This is a genomic window from Xenorhabdus koppenhoeferi, from assembly GCF_900116635.1.
GTDB classification, from domain to species: Bacteria; Pseudomonadota; Gammaproteobacteria; order Enterobacterales; family Enterobacteriaceae; genus Xenorhabdus; species Xenorhabdus koppenhoeferi.
Genome location: NZ_FPBJ01000001.1, coordinates 157,444 through 175,095, shown reverse-complemented (window position 1 = coordinate 175,095; position 17,652 = coordinate 157,444). Strand labels below are relative to the sequence as shown.

Here is a 17,652-nt window from a genome sequence, read left to right as displayed (position 1 = left end):
AATAATAATAAAATTATATAACTAATGTAAACGTTAATTATAAATCATATACGCAATAAACTTGAAGATGCATGATAAACCACAATTTATCTTACTGATTTTTAAAAATTGTGTGCGATTTTAACTCGTTGAACAGCAACTCAATTTGCCAACGGCAACGATAAATATCCATGATGTCGTGGGCTGTAAATTTCTCCATTGATAAGTTGGTCAGCCAGAGACAGAAACGTTAGACGTGATTTTCCCTGAACTCAGCGCGACGATAAGACTGAGGATGAACATATGAGGCTCGATATTTCTCACGCGTTGAATAAATCCACATCGAAAGGCTATCTTTTTCAAAGAAATGTCACTGAAAAATTGCATTAACTGGTGTTTTATAGTGATAATTGTCATAGGCTTCATCCGTGGTTTTGATATGAGTTTGGCGACGATTATCAGATCATAAATGAAGCTTTTTTCTATCTTAAATAAAGGGTTATCGATTAAGATCCTGTATATGATTAGCTGCTAAAAAGTATCATCAACTACATTTCCTTGCTGATAAGCCAGTGCCATAGTCAATGACTGCACCAAATACAAAGCCGTTGACTGAGAACGGAATGCATCAACTCGTGCTTCCTTTACCACAAAACAGACATCACTAAAACTGGCCAGAGAACTACTTTTGGCTATCGGTAATCACAATTTGCTGTGCACCTGTTTTTGCCGCTCTTTCACTATTAATCAGATTAGCAGGCTGTTAGGTGTCCGAAATTCTTATACCACTACATTTTTTATGTCTGCTTTTGTGGCAATTTTGTATCAGTTTGTGGACTACCTCTGAAGTGGGGTTATCAGAAATGTTTAAAATCCAAATCTATTGATTTGGCATATCCCAGTAGATTTCAAGCTACGGCTTTGAAATAGAAGTAGATAAGTAAAAAAATCGTGGAGGTACGTGATGGAATATAAATTTATACAGGATCTTACTGGCCAGGTAACAACGTCTTTTTCAATGGAGCATGAAGCAATTGGTTATTGGCTGAATGAGGAAGTGAAAGGTGATTTTAGCGTATTGAATAAAATAATAGCAGCATTGAAATATATTAAAGGTAGTGAACGTCAGTGGCAGTTGGCAGGTCATGAATATACGCTAGTAATGAGCGAAGATGAAATCATGATTAGGGCCAATCAACTTCAGTTTGATACGGAAATGCTGGAAGAGGGAATGAGCTACTACGATAACGAGAGCTTAGCGTTTTGTGGTACAGACGATTTTGTTGCTATGTTAACTGATTATAAAGAGTTTGTTTTGCAAAAAAATAAAACATAAGTATTAACGTTCAATATATGATAGTTTTCTGCCATAATCTATATTCCATTAATTTTGTGTTTTGATCGTGGTTTTTCTATTTTTGGAACAGGAGCCTGTGTTAATCGGTGGTGTTCATATCCAGTAATAGCACTGAATGAGATAGGTTCCAACAATAACGGTGGGCTTTGTATGGAAGAGATCAATCTATCAACTCAGATTGATAAAGCGGCAGGCTGGTTTACCAGCAATCAGGATTTACTTATTCAGTATACGGTAAATATTGTATCTGCCATTTTAATTCTTATCGTTGGCTTATTTATTGCCAAGCTTGTCAGTAAAGCGGTCAAACGTGTGATGTCTTTGCGTGGTATTGATATCACTATTTCTGATTTTTTGTCTATAATTATTCGTTATGCTGTCATTGCGTTTACAGTCATCGCTGTTCTTGGGAAGTTGGGTATACAGACAGCGTCTGTGATTGCAGTAATCGGTGCCGCAGGTTTGGCTGTTGGTCTGGCATTACAGGGGTCACTGTCTAATTTTGCCGCAGGTGTTTTATTGGTGATCTTCCGCCCGCTCCGTACAGGTGAATATGTCAGTATCGCTTCTGTAGAGGGAACCGTTGTACAAGTGCAGATTTTCTCTACGACATTACGTACGGCAGATGATCGTATCATTGTTATCCCCAACGGTAAGATTATTGCGGATAATATTATCAATACTAGCCGTGAACCTAACCGCCGTACCCAAATTATGGTAGGAGTTGCATATAATGCGGATATTGATGAAGTAAAAAGAGTGTTGGGTGATGTGATTAAAGAAGATAAACGGATCCAACATGAAAGAGGTGTTACCATTCGCCTGCATGAAATGGCTCCTTCATCACTGAATTTTATTGTGCGTATATGGACTACTAATGGTGAAGCCTGGAATGTGTACTGGGATTTGATGGAAAACTTTAAGCGTACCTTAGATAAGCACAATATTGGTATTCCATTCCCACAGATGGATGTTTATTTACACCAACAACAGGCCGCCTTATAGAAGAATACGGGCGAATAAATTAAAAAAACAGATTGGTGTGAGGATCTTTTGGCTCACACCAAATTTGCTGTATTTGAAGGAGGTTTTGTGAAATATAAATCACTGGTATTGGCCGCAATGATGGCTCTGGGAGGATCGTCTAGTATGGCTGCTTCCGCTGCTGAATTGCCATCTGTTCCACATATTTCTACTTCTGGTAACGCGGTAATCAAAGCAACACCAGATATGGCCACGTTAATGATCAATGTGAGTGAGACTCAGAAAAACGCGGCAGATGCGAAGAAAAAAGTGGATGAACGTGTCGCGAAATATTTTGATTTTCTGAGAAATAGTGGCATCGAAAAGAAAGATATTGATGCTGCTAATTTGCGCACTCAACCAGAATATCACTATGAACAAAAAACCGGTAAATCAACGATTACAGGTTATAGAGCATCACGTTCAGTTGAAGTCAAAGTTCATAAACTAGATCAGTTAAATACGTTGCTGGATGGCGCTTTGAAAGCAGGGCTGAATGAAATTAGTTCCGTTCAGTTCAGTGTTGATAACCCACAACGTTATCGTGATGAAGCCAGACAAAAAGCGATAGAGAGTGCTATTCAGCAGGCAACTGCACTGGCAAAAGGGTTCAATGGTAAACTAGGGCCTGTATATAGCATCAATTACCGTGCCCCAGAAGCTGTGGCTGCTCCAATGAGCCGCCTGAAATACCAAGCAGCTCTGATGGCAGCACCCGTTTCAGATTCAGTCAATGAAACTTATGAACCACAGAGCATTGAATTCTCAGATCACATTGATGCCGTTTTTGAGTTACAACGTTAATTAATTTCATCTTCTTGACGTAACATCTGACGCCCTAGTTTTAACAGGGTGTCAGTAACTTTTTTCATTACTCCGCTTTCTGGGGCAAAACGATGCCAATAAAGCATACGACGCTGGTATAGGCCAGGTGTTAAATCAATTAGTTCCCCGGCTTTCAGCTCGTTGCAGATTTGTAAGTGAGGGATCATGCAACAAGTTGAGCCTTGTTTTGCCAATTGAACAAAAGCCTCAGAGGAATTCACGATATGGCAGGGAACACTGCCCGGTGATAGGTCAAAATTCTGTTGTAAAAATGCTTGGTGCATATCATCCAAATGATCAAATGCAACAGCAGGTGCTTTCAGCAATGCTGGACGAGTGACTCCGTTAGGGAAAAAGCGTTCTGCAAATGCCGGTGAGGCAACAAACAGATAATCAAGGGCACCTAACTTATCAACCAGACAGCTTGGCAGAGGTTGGGATTGGATACTAATTGCCCCAACGACTTCTCCGCGCCGCAGGCGCTCTTGAGTTCGGGTTTCATCTTCCACCTGAATATTTAACCGTATGGGCAAATCGGACAAAACCGGATGAAGAGCCGGTAAAAGCCATGTAGCTAAACTGTCTGCGTTAACAGCGAGAGAGAGTAATAGCGGTATGTCGTTACCATTTTCATCGCCGAGCCATTGTGCCTCCAGCAATTCTACCTGATGTAATAGTGCGAGCAGTTTTTGCCCTTGCTCTGTGGGGAGAGGGGGAACGGTACGCACCAACAGAGGCTGACCAAATAAATTTTCTAATTGTTTGATTCGTTGGGATACCGCAGATTGGGTGATACAAAGTTTTTGTGCCGCCCGCTCGAAACCACGCTCTCGGATCACTGCATCCAGTGCTTGCAGGGATCGGTAATCAGGACGTTTCATTGAAAATAAGACTCTCCATTTTTATAAACATACAGCTATCTATGCTCCCTGAGATTTGTTCCTTGTCGTCGCGCTGCATCTGAAATCCTGGTTTAAATATCCATTGAATTCTGAATAACATTATGTTGACTGGGTGGCACTATGCCATATTTTTTCGTGGGATGAGGCAATATTGTTTATACTAGTCGTCAGATTTTTCCTTGTAACTGATTATAGGCTGTGATTGATATGACTCAGGATGAACTGAAAAAAGCAGTGGGCTGGGCGGCATTGGAATACGTCAAACCAGATACAATCGTAGGTGTTGGTACGGGTTCAACGGCAGCGCATTTTATTGATGCGTTAGGAACAATCAAAGATAAAATTAAAGGTACGGTGTCCAGTTCAGAAGCATCGACTGAGAAATTGAAAAGTCTCGGCATTCCTGTATTTGATTGCAATGATGTTGATGCTTTGGATGTTTATGTTGATGGCGCTGATGAAATTAATGGTCAGATGCAAATGATCAAAGGTGGTGGCGCAGCATTGACCCGAGAAAAAATCATTGCCGCTGTTGCAAAGAAATTTATCTGTATTATTGATACCTCTAAGCAAGTAGATGTATTGGGTAAATTCCCACTCCCGGTTGAAGTTATCCCAATGGCACGTGCCCATGCTGCTCGTGAACTGGTGAAATTGGGAGGAACCCCGGTCTATCGCGAAAACGTGGTGACGGATAATGGCAATGACATTCTGGATGTCCATAATTTTTCTATCGTTGATCCGATTGAGTTAGAAAACCAAATTAATGGTATTGCGGGTGTGGTAACCGTTGGTCTTTTTGCCAATCGCGGCGCTAATGTTGTTCTGGTAGGAACTGAGAACGGCGTTAAAATTCTCGCAGAGTAACCATTTATTGAGGGCAGAATAGTCTGTCCTCAAAATATTTGAGTATTTATTCAAAAAAAGAAAATTTGGTGATATATATCAATTTCCTGCCTAAAAAAACCTCAAAACTCTGTTTTTGTTCTGTAACGAATTGTTTTTCTTTGTATAACAACTTATTTACTATTGCGTATTCTGTGATATAAGCAATCGGTTGTCTTGCTGTTGTCGTTTTTTTTGTTATTTTGGTGGAATCTATCGGTGTTAAGAAAATTATACCTAATGGATTTCGGGTTACAGCCAATAAAGCGGCAGTTTGAAAGATGAAGGGTATAAGTACAACTAGGGTGAGCAAATGGTTAAGGTATCTTTAGAAAAGGACAAAATTAAATTTCTGCTACTGGAAGGCGTTCATCAAAGCACAGTAGACAATTTGAAAGCGGCTGGATACAGCAATATAGAGTATCACAAAGGTGCATTGGAGCCGGAAGCGTTAAAAGAGGCGATTCGTGATGCACGCTTTGTGGGAATTCGTTCGCGTACTCAGTTGACGGAAGAAATTTTCGCCGCAGCAGAAAAGTTGGTTGCGGTGGGATGTTTCTGTATTGGCACCAACCAAGTGGATCTGAAGGCCGCGGCAAAACGCGGTATTCCAGTCTTTAATGCACCATTTTCCAATACTCGTTCTGTAGCTGAAATGGTATTGGGTGAATTGCTGTTGCTGTTGCGTCGTATTCCTGAAGCAAATGCGAAAGCTCACAAAGGCGTTTGGGATAAGCAGGCAACAGGTTGTTATGAAGCTCGCGGAAAAAAACTCGGTATTATTGGTTATGGTCATATCGGTACACAGTTGGGTATCTTGGCTGAAAATATCGGCCTGAATGTTTATTTCTATGATATAGAACACAAATTGCCATTGGGCAATGCACAGCAAGTCCATCATCTATCTGAATTGTTGAATATGAGTGATGTTGTGAGTCTGCACGTTCCTGAAACAAACTCAACCAGAAATATGATTGGTGTAACAGAGTTGGAACTGATGAAACCAGGTTCAATTCTGATCAATGCATCCCGCGGTACTGTTGTGGATATTCCTGCCTTAAGTGAAGCGTTGGGGATTGGGCACCTTGCTGGCGCTGCACTTGATGTATTTCCAGTGGAGCCTGCAACAAACAGCGAGCCTTTCACTTCGCCATTAAGTAAATTTGACAACGTACTGCTGACACCACATATCGGGGGATCAACACAGGAAGCCCAACAGAACATCGGTTATGAAGTCGCAGGTAAGTTAGTCAAATATTCTGATAACGGCTCTACATTGTCAGCGGTTAATTTCCCGGAAGTTTCATTGCCTATCCATGCTAAGGATACTAACCGATTACTGCATATCCATGAAAACCGTCCTGGTATCTTAACCAACATCAACCAAGTCTTCACTGATCAGGGAATCAATATTGAAGCACAATATTTGCGGACTGAAGGCGATATTGGTTATGTGGTAATCGATATCACGACGCAAAATACGGCTCAAGCTGAATTGGTATTACAACAATTGAAAGCCGTTCCTGGCACGATCCGTTCTCGCTTGCTTTATTGATAAAAGGGCTTTATTGATAAAAGAGCTTTATTGATAAAAGAAGCTGAGCTGATTAAAAACAGGGAGTATTGTATTCTTCAATACCCCCTGTCAATGAGTTAAAAATTTATATCCATTGCCATGTTTTTTCGGGTGTAATGATCTCCGGCAGAGGAATATCCCAGCTTGCGCTGGGTAATGTTTCAACCAATTGAAAATCGTGCGCCAACCCAATGGGATAGAAATTTTGTTGTTGCCATTTTGCGAGCGTTCTATCGTAGAACCCGCCCCCCATTCCTAAACGTTGTCCCGTACAATCGAAAGCAACGAGTGGGATAAACATAAGATCAAGCTCAGGGATGGGTAGAACCTGTCGGACATCCAAAGAAGGCTCTTCTATGTTAAAACGGTTTTTAATAAGGGGAGTATCAGCCTGGTAACGAAGGAACAGCAAATGATGTTGGCTGAAAGGATGCAATATTGGCAAGTAGACCTGTTTATTTTGTTGCCAAAGTTGTTGAATTAATGGACGAGTATCTAATTCTCCATCAAAGGAGAGATACAGCGCAATTTTGTTAGCCTGCTGAACTTTAGGATGAGCAATGATTCGTTCGGCTGCTTGTTGAGCTAATTGTAACTGTTTTTCAGGGGGGACACTTTGACGTAATTGCCGGATCTTTTTTCTGATGGAGTTTCGTAGAGACAAAAAATGGGGAGACGTAAAGGAATCTGATTGCATAATACCTGCCTATTGACGCAGAAAAGGACACAAAACAGATAAAAAATTGGGTTTCTCCAAGATGCCGTTGCAGGTGGTAACCCTTGAACCCTTGGTTCAAGGTGAACGCAGTGTCGCCCCTATTAGGCTTCTTGGTCTAGCCAAGCATGCTCACAAGAGACAGAGCACCACATTCTATAGAGATGAAATATCGGCTCAGGGGACTTACCTGCTGACGAACACCTCAGAGAAAATTTTTGCTGCTTAAACCAACTAAATAGACTCCAAGCAGCGCTATGAAATCTATTGTATGGAACTGAATGAAGAAAGCAACTGCTTATATTAATCTAGAGTAACTACTGCCTGATCTATCAACAAAACTTAATCCATTGACGGGTAAGGAGCATCAGGTAATTTTACCTTGTTCTAACAATGCATTCTCAATGGTCTGCTGGAGCATTTTTATTTTTTGTTCCATATTGTAAGCATAATCACAGGTTTTCACTTTCTCCTGTGCCAACTCGTGACAGACATTCAGTGCCACAATAAAAACCAGTTGCTCAGTATTAGTGACTCTGGTGCGTTCTTTGAGGTTATGTAAACGCTGATCAAGTTCCTCCGCAGCAGCTTGCAATGCTTCTATCTGCTCTGGTGGACAATTGACACGTAATGACCGCCCAAAAATCTGAATATCTACTGGTTGTGCAGACATGACACCTTCCTGATTTATTACTGCGCCGATACCTTGATTTTGACATATACCCTTCATCTTTCAAATTGCAGCTTATACCCCGTATCTTTCAAGTTGCAGCTTTGTCGGCTGTAACCCGAAATCCATTGGATATAGTTGGTTGAATTACAATTTAAAATCTATTAGGCACAAAGTTAATTTTGGTATAAAAACAAGGCCGACACCAATCATTACTGTACAATACCAAAAGCCCCCTCTTATATCGATGTGTGCTGTCTGGTATAGCGACTCCCCTTGATGGTAGCATAGCATGAATTTATATCGCCAACGATGATCAATATACATGTCTATACAAAACTCATTACCTAATTATCAATCATTTGATGAAATTTTGCATCAACAGTCCGTTGCGCTGACAGCAGCAGAAATGCACGGCTTAATCAGTGGATTACTATGCGGTGGAAATCGTGATAGTAGTTGGCAAACATTGGTGCATGATCTTGCTAATGATGGTCTGGCATTTTCTCAGACTTTATCTCTGCCGCTCAGAGAATTATATGAAACGACATTTGAATCACTGGATGACAGTAATTTTGCGTTTAATTTACTGCTTCCTGATGAAGATGCAGGCATTTTTGAATGCGCGGATGCGTTGGCAGGATGGGTAAATCACTTCTTGCTGGGATTAGGCGTTGCGAATCCTAAATTGACAGAAAAACCCGAAATTCAGGAAATCGTCACTGATTTACGTAACATCGGCATGCTGGGATATGACGAGAACGAAGATCAGGAAGAACTGGCTCAGGCTCTTGAGGAAGTATTGGAATATATTCGTGTTGCAGTTCAGCTTTGTTACATCGCTTTGGCAACGCCAAAAAAAATCAGGCACTACCAAAAACGACAAGCCAACGTTGCACTAATTGGCAATATACCAACTAAATAATAATTAAATCGCAGGAGAGGGTATGATTAAACAAGAATATTTATCTCGTCGTCAGGCATTATTGTCAAAAATGGCACCGGCCAGCGCGGCCATCATTTTTTCTGCCCCGCCTGCGACACGTAATTCAGATTGCGAATATCCTTATCGCCAGCATAGTGATTTTCTGTACCTGACAGGGTTCAGTGAGCCGGAATCAGTTCTGGTACTGATCAAAAGCGATGAAACTCATAATCATAGCGTGTTGTTTAATCGTGTTCGTGATTTGACTGCGGAAATTTGGTTTGGCCGCCGTCTTGGTCAAGAAGCGGCATTGGAAAAGTTAGGGGTGGATCGCGCCCTGCCATTTGATGATCTCAACGAACAGCTCTATCTACTGTTAAATGGTCTGGAAGTAGTCTATCACGCTCAAGGAGAGCTTGAATACGCTGATAATGTTGTATTCAGTGCCTTGGATAAATTACGTAAAAATAGTCGTCGTAATCTCAAAGCCCCGTCTGTCATAGCGGATTGGCGTCCGTGGTTGCATGAAATGCGACTGTTCAAATCGGAAGCTGAGCTGGAAATCATGCGTCGGGCTGGGCGAATCAGTGCGCAAGCGCATACAAGAGCGATGCAGGTTTGCCGTCCAGACATGTTTGAATATCAACTTGAAGCGGAAATTCATCATGAATTTACTTATCAGGGCGCCCGTTATCCTGCTTATAACACCATAGTCGGTGCAGGAGAAAATTCCTGTATTCTTCATTACACGGAAAATGAACGTCGAATGAAAGACGGTGATTTAGTGTTGATTGATGCGGGATGCGAATATGAAGGATATGCCGGTGACATTACGCGGACGTTCCCGGTGAATGGCAAGTTTACGCGTCCTCAACGTGAAATTTATGACATTGTGCTGGAAGCCATCAATGTTGCCCTTGACCTGTATAAACCGGGCATCAGCATGAGTAAAGTCACTGAGCAGGTTGTGCGAATTATGGTTGAAGGGTTGGTGAAACTCGGAATTATGCACGGTGAAGTCGAGCAATTGATCGAAACCAATGCTTATCGCCAGTTTTTCATGCATGGTTTGAGTCATTGGTTAGGGCTGGACGTACATGATGTGGGTCATTACGGCATCGATCGTGATCGCATTCTGGAACCGGGCATGGTGGTGACTGTGGAGCCGGGGCTTTATATTGCGCCGGATGCAGATGTTCCGATGGAATATCGAGGCATAGGTATCCGTATTGAAGACGATATCGTGATCACAGAAGCAGGTAATGAAAACCTGACTGAATATGTAGTGAAAGATCCGGATGAAATAGAAGCGCTGATGGCGCAGGCAAGACAGAGTTAATATTTCAGCAATCAGGAAATTATAATGAACGTGATTATTGTGGGTGGGGGAATGACAGGAGCCACTTTGGCTCTGGCTATTTCTTCCTTGAGCCGGGGACAATTGCAAGTCTCCTTGATTGAAACAGCAGAACCTGCTCAGGAACATCCAGGTTTTGATGCGAGAGCCATTGCCTTAGCCTATGGTACATGCCAGAGCTTAAATCAGATAGATGTATGGCCTGCGCTAAAACATAGTGTTACTCCAATAACTCACGTTCATGTTAGCGACCGTGGTCATTGCGGTTTCGTTAACATCCGCGCTGATGATTATGATATTCCGGCTTTGGGAAATGTAATTGAATTACATGACGCTGGAATTCATCTCTTTGATTTAGTAAAACAGTCACCGAATATCAAACTTTATTGTCCGGCGAAAGTAAATTCCGTTGAGCGTTTAGAAAATTCAGTCACTGTCACCCTGCATAGTGGTGAAAAACTGACGGGAGAATTACTGGTAGCTGCGGATGGTAGCCATTCTACGATAGCTCAAGCGTGCCATATTCCATATCAGCGGCAATCTTATGGCCAGGTGGCAATTATCGCTAATGTTTTGACATCTGAACATCCTCAGGGAAGGGCATTTGAGCGCTTTACGGAACATGGGCCATTGGCACTATTGCCGATGTCTGAAGGGCGTAGTTCACTGGTATGGTGTCACCCGCTGGAAAAACAGGCGGAGATCAATAGTTGGAATCAGCGTGAGTTTCTCCAACACTTACAAAAAGCGTTTGGCTGGCGTTTGGGTAAAATGTTGGAAATCGGTCAGCAACACAGTTATCCATTGGCTTTATCAACATCCAGCAAGCAGGTCAGCCACCGTTTGGCATTGGTAGGCAATGCGTCCCAAACTTTACACCCGATTGCAGGGCAGGGATTTAACTTGGGAATGCGTGATGTTATGGCGTTGGCACAAGTTATTTCAGAGGCGGCGGTTTCAGGGATGGATATTGGCAGTTATAAGGTTTTGGCCCAATATCAACAGCAGCACAATGCAGATCGTGAAGCGACTATTGGTATTACAGACGGATTGGTTAGGTTATTTGCCAATGACTATTTGCCGTTAAAGATTGGGCGTAGTTTTGGCCTGATGACGATGGAAACATTACCACTGATGCGGGATCTATTTGCCCAGCAGACATTGGGTTGGGTTGCTCAATCATCACTGGCAGATTAAGAGGAAAGAAAAACATGCAATCATTTGATGTGGTGATCGCAGGAGGCGGGATGGTTGGCCTTGCGCTGGCCTGTGGTTTGCAAGGCAGCGGTTTACGCATCGCGGTTGTAGAAGAATATCCACCGGCAAAGATATTTGATAGCAATGATGAACATGCGCTGCGTGTTTCAGCCATCAATGCAGCCAGTGAACGATTACTAACCTACCTTGGTGTCTGGCAGAGTATTCTTGAAATGCGAGCCAGTCCTTATCAGGGGATGGAAGTTTGGGATCAAGACAGTTTCGGTCGAATCCAGTTTAATGCGTCGGAACACGGCCTGACACACCTCGGGCATATCATTGAAAACCATGTGATCAGACAGGCACTCTGGCAACATGCCAAAAATCTACCAGAAGTGACAATTCTTACCCCGTCGTCTCTCAACAATGTTGCCTGGGGGGAAAATGAAGCCTTCATTACTTTATCTGATGGGCGAATGCTGACTTCACGGTTAGTCGTAGGGGCTGATGGCGCACACTCTTGGCTGCGTCATCATGCAGATATTCCGCTGACTTTCTGGGATTATGAGCATCACGCGTTGGTAGCAACCATTAGGACTGCGGAACCGCATGAAAGTGTTGCGCGTCAGGTGTTTCATGGTGATGGAATATTAGCTTTCCTGCCATTGTCAGATCCTCATCTATGTTCGATTGTCTGGTCGCTGCCGGCCGAATCCGCGCAGCAGCTTAATATAATGGAACCAGAACGATTTAATCGGCAATTGAGCGTGACCTTTGATATGCGGCTTGGTCAATGTGAGCTGATAAGTGATCGACAAACCCTACCATTGATGGGGCGTTATGCCCGTAACTTTGCTGCACATCGGTTAGCACTTTTGGGAGATGCGGCACATACTATCCACCCTTTGGCTGGCCAGGGTGTCAATTTAGGATTTATGGATGTGGCAGAACTGATTGGTGAATTGAATCGTTTGAACCGGCAAGGCAAAGATATTGGTCAGTATCTCTACCTTGGGCGTTATGAACGTCGCCGCAAACACAGTGCTGCGATTATGCTGGCAGGTATGCAGGGTTTCCGTCAGCTATTTGATGGCAATAATCCCGCTAAAAAGTTACTGCGTGATATCGGAATAGCATTGGCTGATCATTTACCAGGGGTGAAACCTCAGTTACTTCGCCATGCAATGGGGCTTAATGATCTCCCTGATTGGCTAATTTCTCAGACCTCTTCAGTTGAAAAAATCTAATTTAGTAGTTCATTTGGGATTACTTTTTCTAATATTAGGCTAAGGTGTGTTCAGTAGATTTGCTTCACACTTTAGTCATTTTCTGATTAAAGAATAAATTACTGCCATTTATTACAAATTTTGTGTGTGTTGATACAGTAAATCAGACAAAAATTCTGCATCATAATGAGCGTTTTTTTAAGTTATCACTTCAGTGTGGCTAATTTATTTTATGGTTCATTTCTATTTTCAGTGATAACTTCTGGTTCCAAGGTATCGTTTGCGTGGTTAACCGCTTTTTTGCTTCATGATCCAACATCTGTCGGTTAATACGTTGTATGTTTTTTCAGATCACGAATGTTTTCATGTCAAGAATGGAAAGAGGGAAATAATGTCAAAACACACCCCACTATATGATCAACATTTGGCATGCGGAGCACGCATGGTGGATTTTCATGGCTGGATGATGCCTCTGCATTACGGCTCACAGATCGACGAACACCACACTGTACGTACTGATGCTGGTATGTTCGATGTTTCCCACATGACAATTGTGGATCTGCATGGTACTGGCTGCCATGATTTTCTCCGTTACCTTCTGGCAAATGACATCGCTAAACTGACCGAACAGGGTAAAGCGCTTTATACCGGAATGCTGAATGCTTCTGGTTGTGTCATTGATGATCTGATTGTCTATTTCTTCACTGATAATTTCTATCGCATGGTTGTTAACTCAGCAACCCGCGAGAAAGATTTAGCATGGGTTCAACAACATGTAGCGAAATATGATGTTGAAATCACTGTGCGTGATGATTTAGCACTGATTGCTGTTCAAGGGCCAAATGCACAACCCAAAGTTCAATTATTGTTAAGTGATGAACAAAAGCAGGCTGTAGCAGGAATGAAACCTTTCTTCGGTGTCCAGTCGGGGGATTTATTCCTTGCGACTACAGGTTATACCGGCGAGGCGGGGTATGAAATCGCATTACCGAAAGAACAGGCGGAAGATTTCTGGCAACAGTTGCTGGCAGTCGGTGTGAAACCAGCGGGATTAGGTGCGCGTGACACATTGCGCCTTGAAGCGGGCATGAATCTTTATGGTCAGGAAATGGACGAAACTATTTCACCTCTGGCAGCTAACATGGGATGGACGATTTCCTGGAAACCGGAGGATCGCCAATTTATCGGTCGGGAAGCGCTGGAAAGGCTGCGTGAAACAGGTACTGAACAATTAGTTGGGCTGGTTATGCGTGAAAAAGGGATATTGCGTGGTGGGTTAACCGTCAGTTTCACAAATGATTCCGGAGAGGAGCGTTCTGGTGTTATTACCAGCGGGACATTTTCCCCGACCTTAGGATTCAGCATCGCTCTTGCACGTGTACCGCAAGGTATTGGCGAACAGGCGATTGTCCAAATTCGTAATCGTGAAATGCCCGTTAAGGTTGTTAAACCCGGTTTTGTGCGAATGGGAAAATCTCTCGTAGAGTGATTTTTCAACTAATGTCTTGATAGTTGTAATTTTTTGATTAATCAATAAAGAACAAGGAGATAGCGGCGATGAGTCATGTACCAGCAGAATTAAAATATACAGAATCACATGAATGGATTCGTTCGGAAGGCAATGGTGAATACACAGTAGGCATTACTGAACATGCCCAGCAACTATTGGGTGATATGGTTTTTGTTGACTTGCCTGAAATCGGTACAGAAGTAACTAATGGTGATGATTGTGCAGTTGTGGAATCAGTGAAAGCCGCTTCTGACATTTATGCACCGTTAAGTGGTAAAGTTATTGCAGTTAACCCCGACCTGGAAGGTTCCCCTGAGTTAGTGAACAGTGAACCCTATAACGAAGGTTGGTTATTCCGCATCAAAATTACTGATGAGAGTGAACTGACTAATTTGCTTGATGCTGAAAGCTATCAATCACTCTTGGAAGACGAATAATTATTTTTTATCGCCCTATATCACGTTGTGAATGGGGCGTTTTTTTGTTAGCCATTTTTTAGCTAGTTTCAGGAAATTATTATCAATGACTCAGACACTAATCCAACTTGAAAATCAAGGCGAATTCATTCGTCGCCACATTGGTTCTTCTGCTGAACAGCAAGCAGACATGCTGGTGGCAGTTGGCGCAAATTCTCTTGATGATCTGACAAATAAAATTGTTCCCAGCAATATTGCATTGTCAGAGCCACCAGCAATCGGTGAAAGTGCGACAGAACAACAAGCACTGGCTGAATTGAAAGCGATAGCGAGTCAGAACCAGTGTTATCAATCTTATATCGGTATGGGATATGCACCATCAATACTCCCGCCGGTTATTTTGCGTAACTTACTGGAGAATCCAGGCTGGTATACCGCATATACGCCTTACCAACCGGAGGTTTCTCAAGGTCGATTGGAGGCCCTGCTAAACTTCCAGCAAGTGACGATTGACCTGACAGGTTTGGATCTCGCTTCAGCATCTCTTTTGGATGAAGCAACTGCAGCGGCGGAAGCCATGTCAATGGCAAAACGAATCAGCAAATTGAAAAAGGCTGAGCGTTTTTTCGTGGCAGATGACATTCATCCACAAACATTGGATGTTGTACGTACCCGTGCTGAAACATTTGGATTTGAGGTCATTGTTGATAAAGCGGAAAAAGTGCTGGAACTGGAAGGCATTTTTGGTGCTCTGTTGCAACAAATTGGTACAACGGGAGAAGTTCACGACTACAGTGACCTGATCGCGGAATTGAAAGACCGCAAAATCATAGTCAGCGTTGCAACAGATTTCATGGCATTAGTTATGCTGACAGCACCGGGCAAACAAGGTGCTGATATTGCATTTGGTTCTGCTCAACGTTTCGGGGTTCCGATGGGATATGGTGGTCCTCATGCAGCTTTCTTTGCCTGCCGTGATGAATTCAAGCGTTCCATGCCGGGACGTATTATCGGTGTTTCCCGTGACGCAGCCGGTAACAGAGCACTGCGCATGGCGATGCAGACACGTGAGCAGCACATCCGTCGTGAAAAGGCGAACTCCAATATTTGTACCTCTCAGGTATTGTTGGCAAATATTGCGGGTATGTACGCGGTTTATCATGGGGCTGAAGGCCTGAAACGTATTGCTAACCGCATTCACCGCCTGGCTGATATTCTGGCTGCTGGTTTGCAAAAAGCAGGCATTACACTGCGCCACCAAACATGGTTTGACACCTTGACCGTTGAAGTTGCAGATAAAGCTCAGGTATTGGCAAGAGCGGAGAAAGCGCAAATCAACCTGCGTACCGATCTTCTGGATGCTGTTGGTGTGTCATTGAGTGAAAGAACCAGCCGCGATGATTTAGTAACCTTATTTCAAGTCTTGACGGGTACTGATTCGATATTGGATATCGAGACACTCGATAGCGAAATAGCGGCAGGCAGCCAATCCATTCCCGCCTCCATGCTGCGTCATGATAAGATCCTAACGCACGATAACTTCCTCCGTTATCACAGCGAAACTGACATGATGCGTTATATGCACAGTCTGGAACGTAAAGATCTGGCTTTGAATCAGGCAATGATCCCATTAGGTTCATGCACCATGAAACTGAATGCGGCTGCGGAAATCACGCCGATCACATGGCCGGAATTCACCGACATGCACCCATTCTGCCCACAAGATCAGGCGCAGGGTTATCATCAGCTGATCAGTCAACTTTCCCACTGGTTAGTGCTGTTAACCGGATATGATGCATTTTGCATGCAGCCAAATTCGGGCGCGCAAGGAGAATATGCTGGTTTACTGGCGATCCGCCGATATTACGCCAGCCGTGGTGAACAACATCGCCATATTTGCTTAATCCCAAGTTCAGCTCATGGTACAAACCCGGCTTCCGCACATATGGCGGGTATGACCGTTGTTGTCGTGAATTGCGATAACGAAGGCAACATTGACCTGACTGATTTACGTGAAAAAGCAGAAAAACATCGTGATGACCTTGCTTGTATCATGGTGACTTACCCATCAACTCATGGCGTATATGAAGAAACCATCCGTGAAATTTGTGATGTCATTCACCAACACGGTGGTCAGGTTTATCTTGATGGTGCGAACATGAATGCCCAAGTGGGTATTACTACCCCGGGTTTTATTGGCGCGGACATTTCACACCTGAACCTGCATAAAACCTTCTGCATTCCTCATGGCGGCGGTGGCCCGGGCATGGGACCGATTGGCATGAAAAAACACCTTGCGCCATTTGTACCGGGGCATTCAGTAGTAGAAATGGATGGCATATCCACATTGGGCGCAGTATCTGCCGCACCATTTGGCAGTGCTTCCATTTTGCCAATTAGCTGGATGTACATTCGCATGATGGGAGCAAAAGGGCTGAAAAAAGCCAGCCAAGTTGCGATCTTGAATGCAAATTACATTGCTGCTCGCCTGAAAGGGGCTTACGAGATCCTCTATACCGGACGCGGTGGTTATGTTGCCCACGAATGTATTCTGGACATTCGTCCGTTGAAAGAAGAGTTCGGCATCAGTGAGATGGATATCGCCAAGCGTTTGATTGATTATGGTTTCCATGCACCAACCATGTCATTCCCTGTAGCGGGCACCTTGATGGTTGAACCAACAGAATCAGAAAGCAAAGTGGAAATCGATCGCTTTATTGATGCTATGTTGGCAATTAGGGAAGAAATCAGCAAAGTGGCGAAAGGGGAATGGCCTTTGGAGGACAATCCATTGGTTAATGCACCACACATTCAGACTGAACTGGTTTCTGACTGGAACCACGCATACAGCCGTGAAATTGCTGTTTTCCCGACAGTAGAAACCAAAGCCAATAAATATTGGCCGACAGTTAAACGTCTTGATGATGTTTATGGTGACCGCAATTTACATTGTTCGTGCGCACCGATTGATGACTATCGTTAATAATAAATAAATTATTTTGCTTCAGCCCATTTGGGTTCGATGGGATTCAAATCCGGGCTGTAAGCAGGTAATTTAATGGAATAAAAACACTATAAATTGAAGCTGT

14 protein-coding genes, 1 other RNA gene and 3 pseudogenes are annotated in these 17,652 nt (G+C 43.2%); 12 read left to right on the top strand and 6 right to left on the bottom strand.

The window, feature by feature from the left end; translation table 11 throughout:
- Nucleotides 1-109: 109 nt before the first annotated feature.
- Together BM329_RS00795 and BM329_RS00785 are read right to left on the bottom strand one after the other, a co-directional pair.
- A pseudogene (locus BM329_RS00795) lies at nt 110-229 on the bottom strand (transposase); the annotation flags it as partial.
- 281 nt (nt 230-510) lie between these two features.
- A pseudogene (locus BM329_RS00785) lies at nt 511-721 on the bottom strand (Fe-S cluster assembly protein HesB); the annotation flags it as partial.
- A 222-nt stretch (nt 722-943) separates the two neighbouring features.
- Between BM329_RS00785 and BM329_RS00780 the strand changes: the two are divergent.
- From BM329_RS00780 to BM329_RS00770, 3 genes are all read left to right on the top strand, one after another.
- Nucleotides 944-1,315, top strand: coding sequence for a YacL family protein (locus BM329_RS00780; protein ID WP_092547438.1), 372 nt, complete (start codon nt 944-946; stop codon nt 1,313-1,315).
- Between the two features lie 171 nt (nt 1,316-1,486).
- Nucleotides 1,487-2,341 (top strand): small-conductance mechanosensitive channel MscS, encoded by an 855-nt coding sequence (mscS, locus tag BM329_RS00775; protein WP_092547436.1) that lies wholly within the window; start codon nt 1,487-1,489, stop codon nt 2,339-2,341.
- 87 nt (nt 2,342-2,428) lie between these two features.
- The gene (locus tag BM329_RS00770) at nt 2,429-3,163 is read left to right on the top strand and encodes an oxidative stress defense protein (protein WP_092547434.1); all 735 of its coding nucleotides are present in this window, start codon (nt 2,429-2,431) and stop codon (nt 3,161-3,163) included.
- Here the strand turns inward: BM329_RS00770 and BM329_RS00765 are convergent.
- On the bottom strand, nt 3,160-4,065 hold the full coding sequence (locus BM329_RS00765) for a LysR family transcriptional regulator ArgP (protein WP_092547432.1): 906 nt from the start codon (nt 4,063-4,065) through the stop codon (nt 3,160-3,162). The two genes, BM329_RS00770 and BM329_RS00765, sit on opposite strands and share 4 nt — an antisense overlap.
- Before the next feature lie 228 nt (nt 4,066-4,293).
- Here BM329_RS00765 and rpiA point away from each other — a divergent pair, with 228 nt between their 5' ends.
- Complete coding sequence (rpiA, locus tag BM329_RS00760; protein WP_092547430.1) at nt 4,294-4,953, top strand: ribose-5-phosphate isomerase RpiA; 660 nt, start codon at nt 4,294-4,296, stop codon at nt 4,951-4,953.
- A gap of 331 nt (nt 4,954-5,284) precedes the next feature.
- Complete coding sequence (gene serA / locus BM329_RS00750) at nt 5,285-6,526, top strand: phosphoglycerate dehydrogenase (RefSeq protein WP_092547428.1); 1,242 nt, start codon at nt 5,285-5,287, stop codon at nt 6,524-6,526.
- Between the two features lie 106 nt (nt 6,527-6,632).
- Here the strand turns inward: serA and BM329_RS00745 are convergent, their stop codons facing one another.
- The 3 genes from BM329_RS00745 to zapA all read right to left on the bottom strand — a co-directional run bounded on the left by BM329_RS00745 (nt 6,633) and on the right by zapA (nt 7,935).
- Nucleotides 6,633-7,244, bottom strand: coding sequence for a 5-formyltetrahydrofolate cyclo-ligase (locus tag BM329_RS00745; RefSeq protein ID WP_092547426.1), 612 nt, complete (start codon nt 7,242-7,244; stop codon nt 6,633-6,635).
- 49 nt (nt 7,245-7,293) lie between these two features.
- Nucleotides 7,294-7,477: non-coding RNA, 6S RNA (gene ssrS, locus BM329_RS00740), on the bottom strand.
- Between the two features lie 152 nt (nt 7,478-7,629).
- Nucleotides 7,630-7,935: a cell division protein ZapA gene (gene zapA, locus BM329_RS00735; RefSeq protein WP_092547424.1), complete on the bottom strand. Its 306-nt coding sequence runs from the start codon at nt 7,933-7,935 to the stop codon at nt 7,630-7,632.
- 322 nt (nt 7,936-8,257) lie between these two features.
- Here zapA and BM329_RS00730 point away from each other — a divergent pair.
- The 7 genes and pseudogenes from BM329_RS00730 (at nt 8,258) to gcvP (ending at nt 17,546) form a co-directional block, all read left to right on the top strand.
- Nucleotides 8,258-8,834, top strand: a pseudogene (locus BM329_RS00730) (YecA/YgfB family protein).
- Between the two features lie 45 nt (nt 8,835-8,879).
- The gene (gene pepP / locus BM329_RS00725; protein ID WP_092547422.1) at nt 8,880-10,196 is read left to right on the top strand and encodes a Xaa-Pro aminopeptidase; all 1,317 of its coding nucleotides are present in this window, start codon (nt 8,880-8,882) and stop codon (nt 10,194-10,196) included.
- A 24-nt stretch (nt 10,197-10,220) separates the two neighbouring features.
- On the top strand, nt 10,221-11,411 hold the full coding sequence (gene ubiH / locus BM329_RS00720) for a 2-octaprenyl-6-methoxyphenyl hydroxylase (protein WP_092547420.1): 1,191 nt from the start codon (nt 10,221-10,223) through the stop codon (nt 11,409-11,411).
- 14 nt (nt 11,412-11,425) lie between these two features.
- Nucleotides 11,426-12,658, top strand: a complete 1,233-nt coding sequence (ubiI, locus tag BM329_RS00715; RefSeq protein ID WP_092547418.1) for an FAD-dependent 2-octaprenylphenol hydroxylase — start codon at nt 11,426-11,428, stop codon at nt 12,656-12,658.
- A gap of 370 nt (nt 12,659-13,028) precedes the next feature.
- Nucleotides 13,029-14,126, top strand: coding sequence for a glycine cleavage system aminomethyltransferase GcvT (gene gcvT, locus BM329_RS00710; protein WP_092547416.1), 1,098 nt, complete (start codon nt 13,029-13,031; stop codon nt 14,124-14,126).
- 68 nt (nt 14,127-14,194) lie between these two features.
- On the top strand, nt 14,195-14,584 hold the full coding sequence (gcvH, locus tag BM329_RS00705; protein ID WP_092547414.1) for a glycine cleavage system protein GcvH: 390 nt from the start codon (nt 14,195-14,197) through the stop codon (nt 14,582-14,584).
- 85 nt (nt 14,585-14,669) lie between these two features.
- Nucleotides 14,670-17,546, top strand: a complete 2,877-nt coding sequence (gcvP, locus tag BM329_RS00700) for an aminomethyl-transferring glycine dehydrogenase (protein ID WP_092547412.1) — start codon at nt 14,670-14,672, stop codon at nt 17,544-17,546.
- Nucleotides 17,547-17,652: the final 106 nt, after the last annotated feature.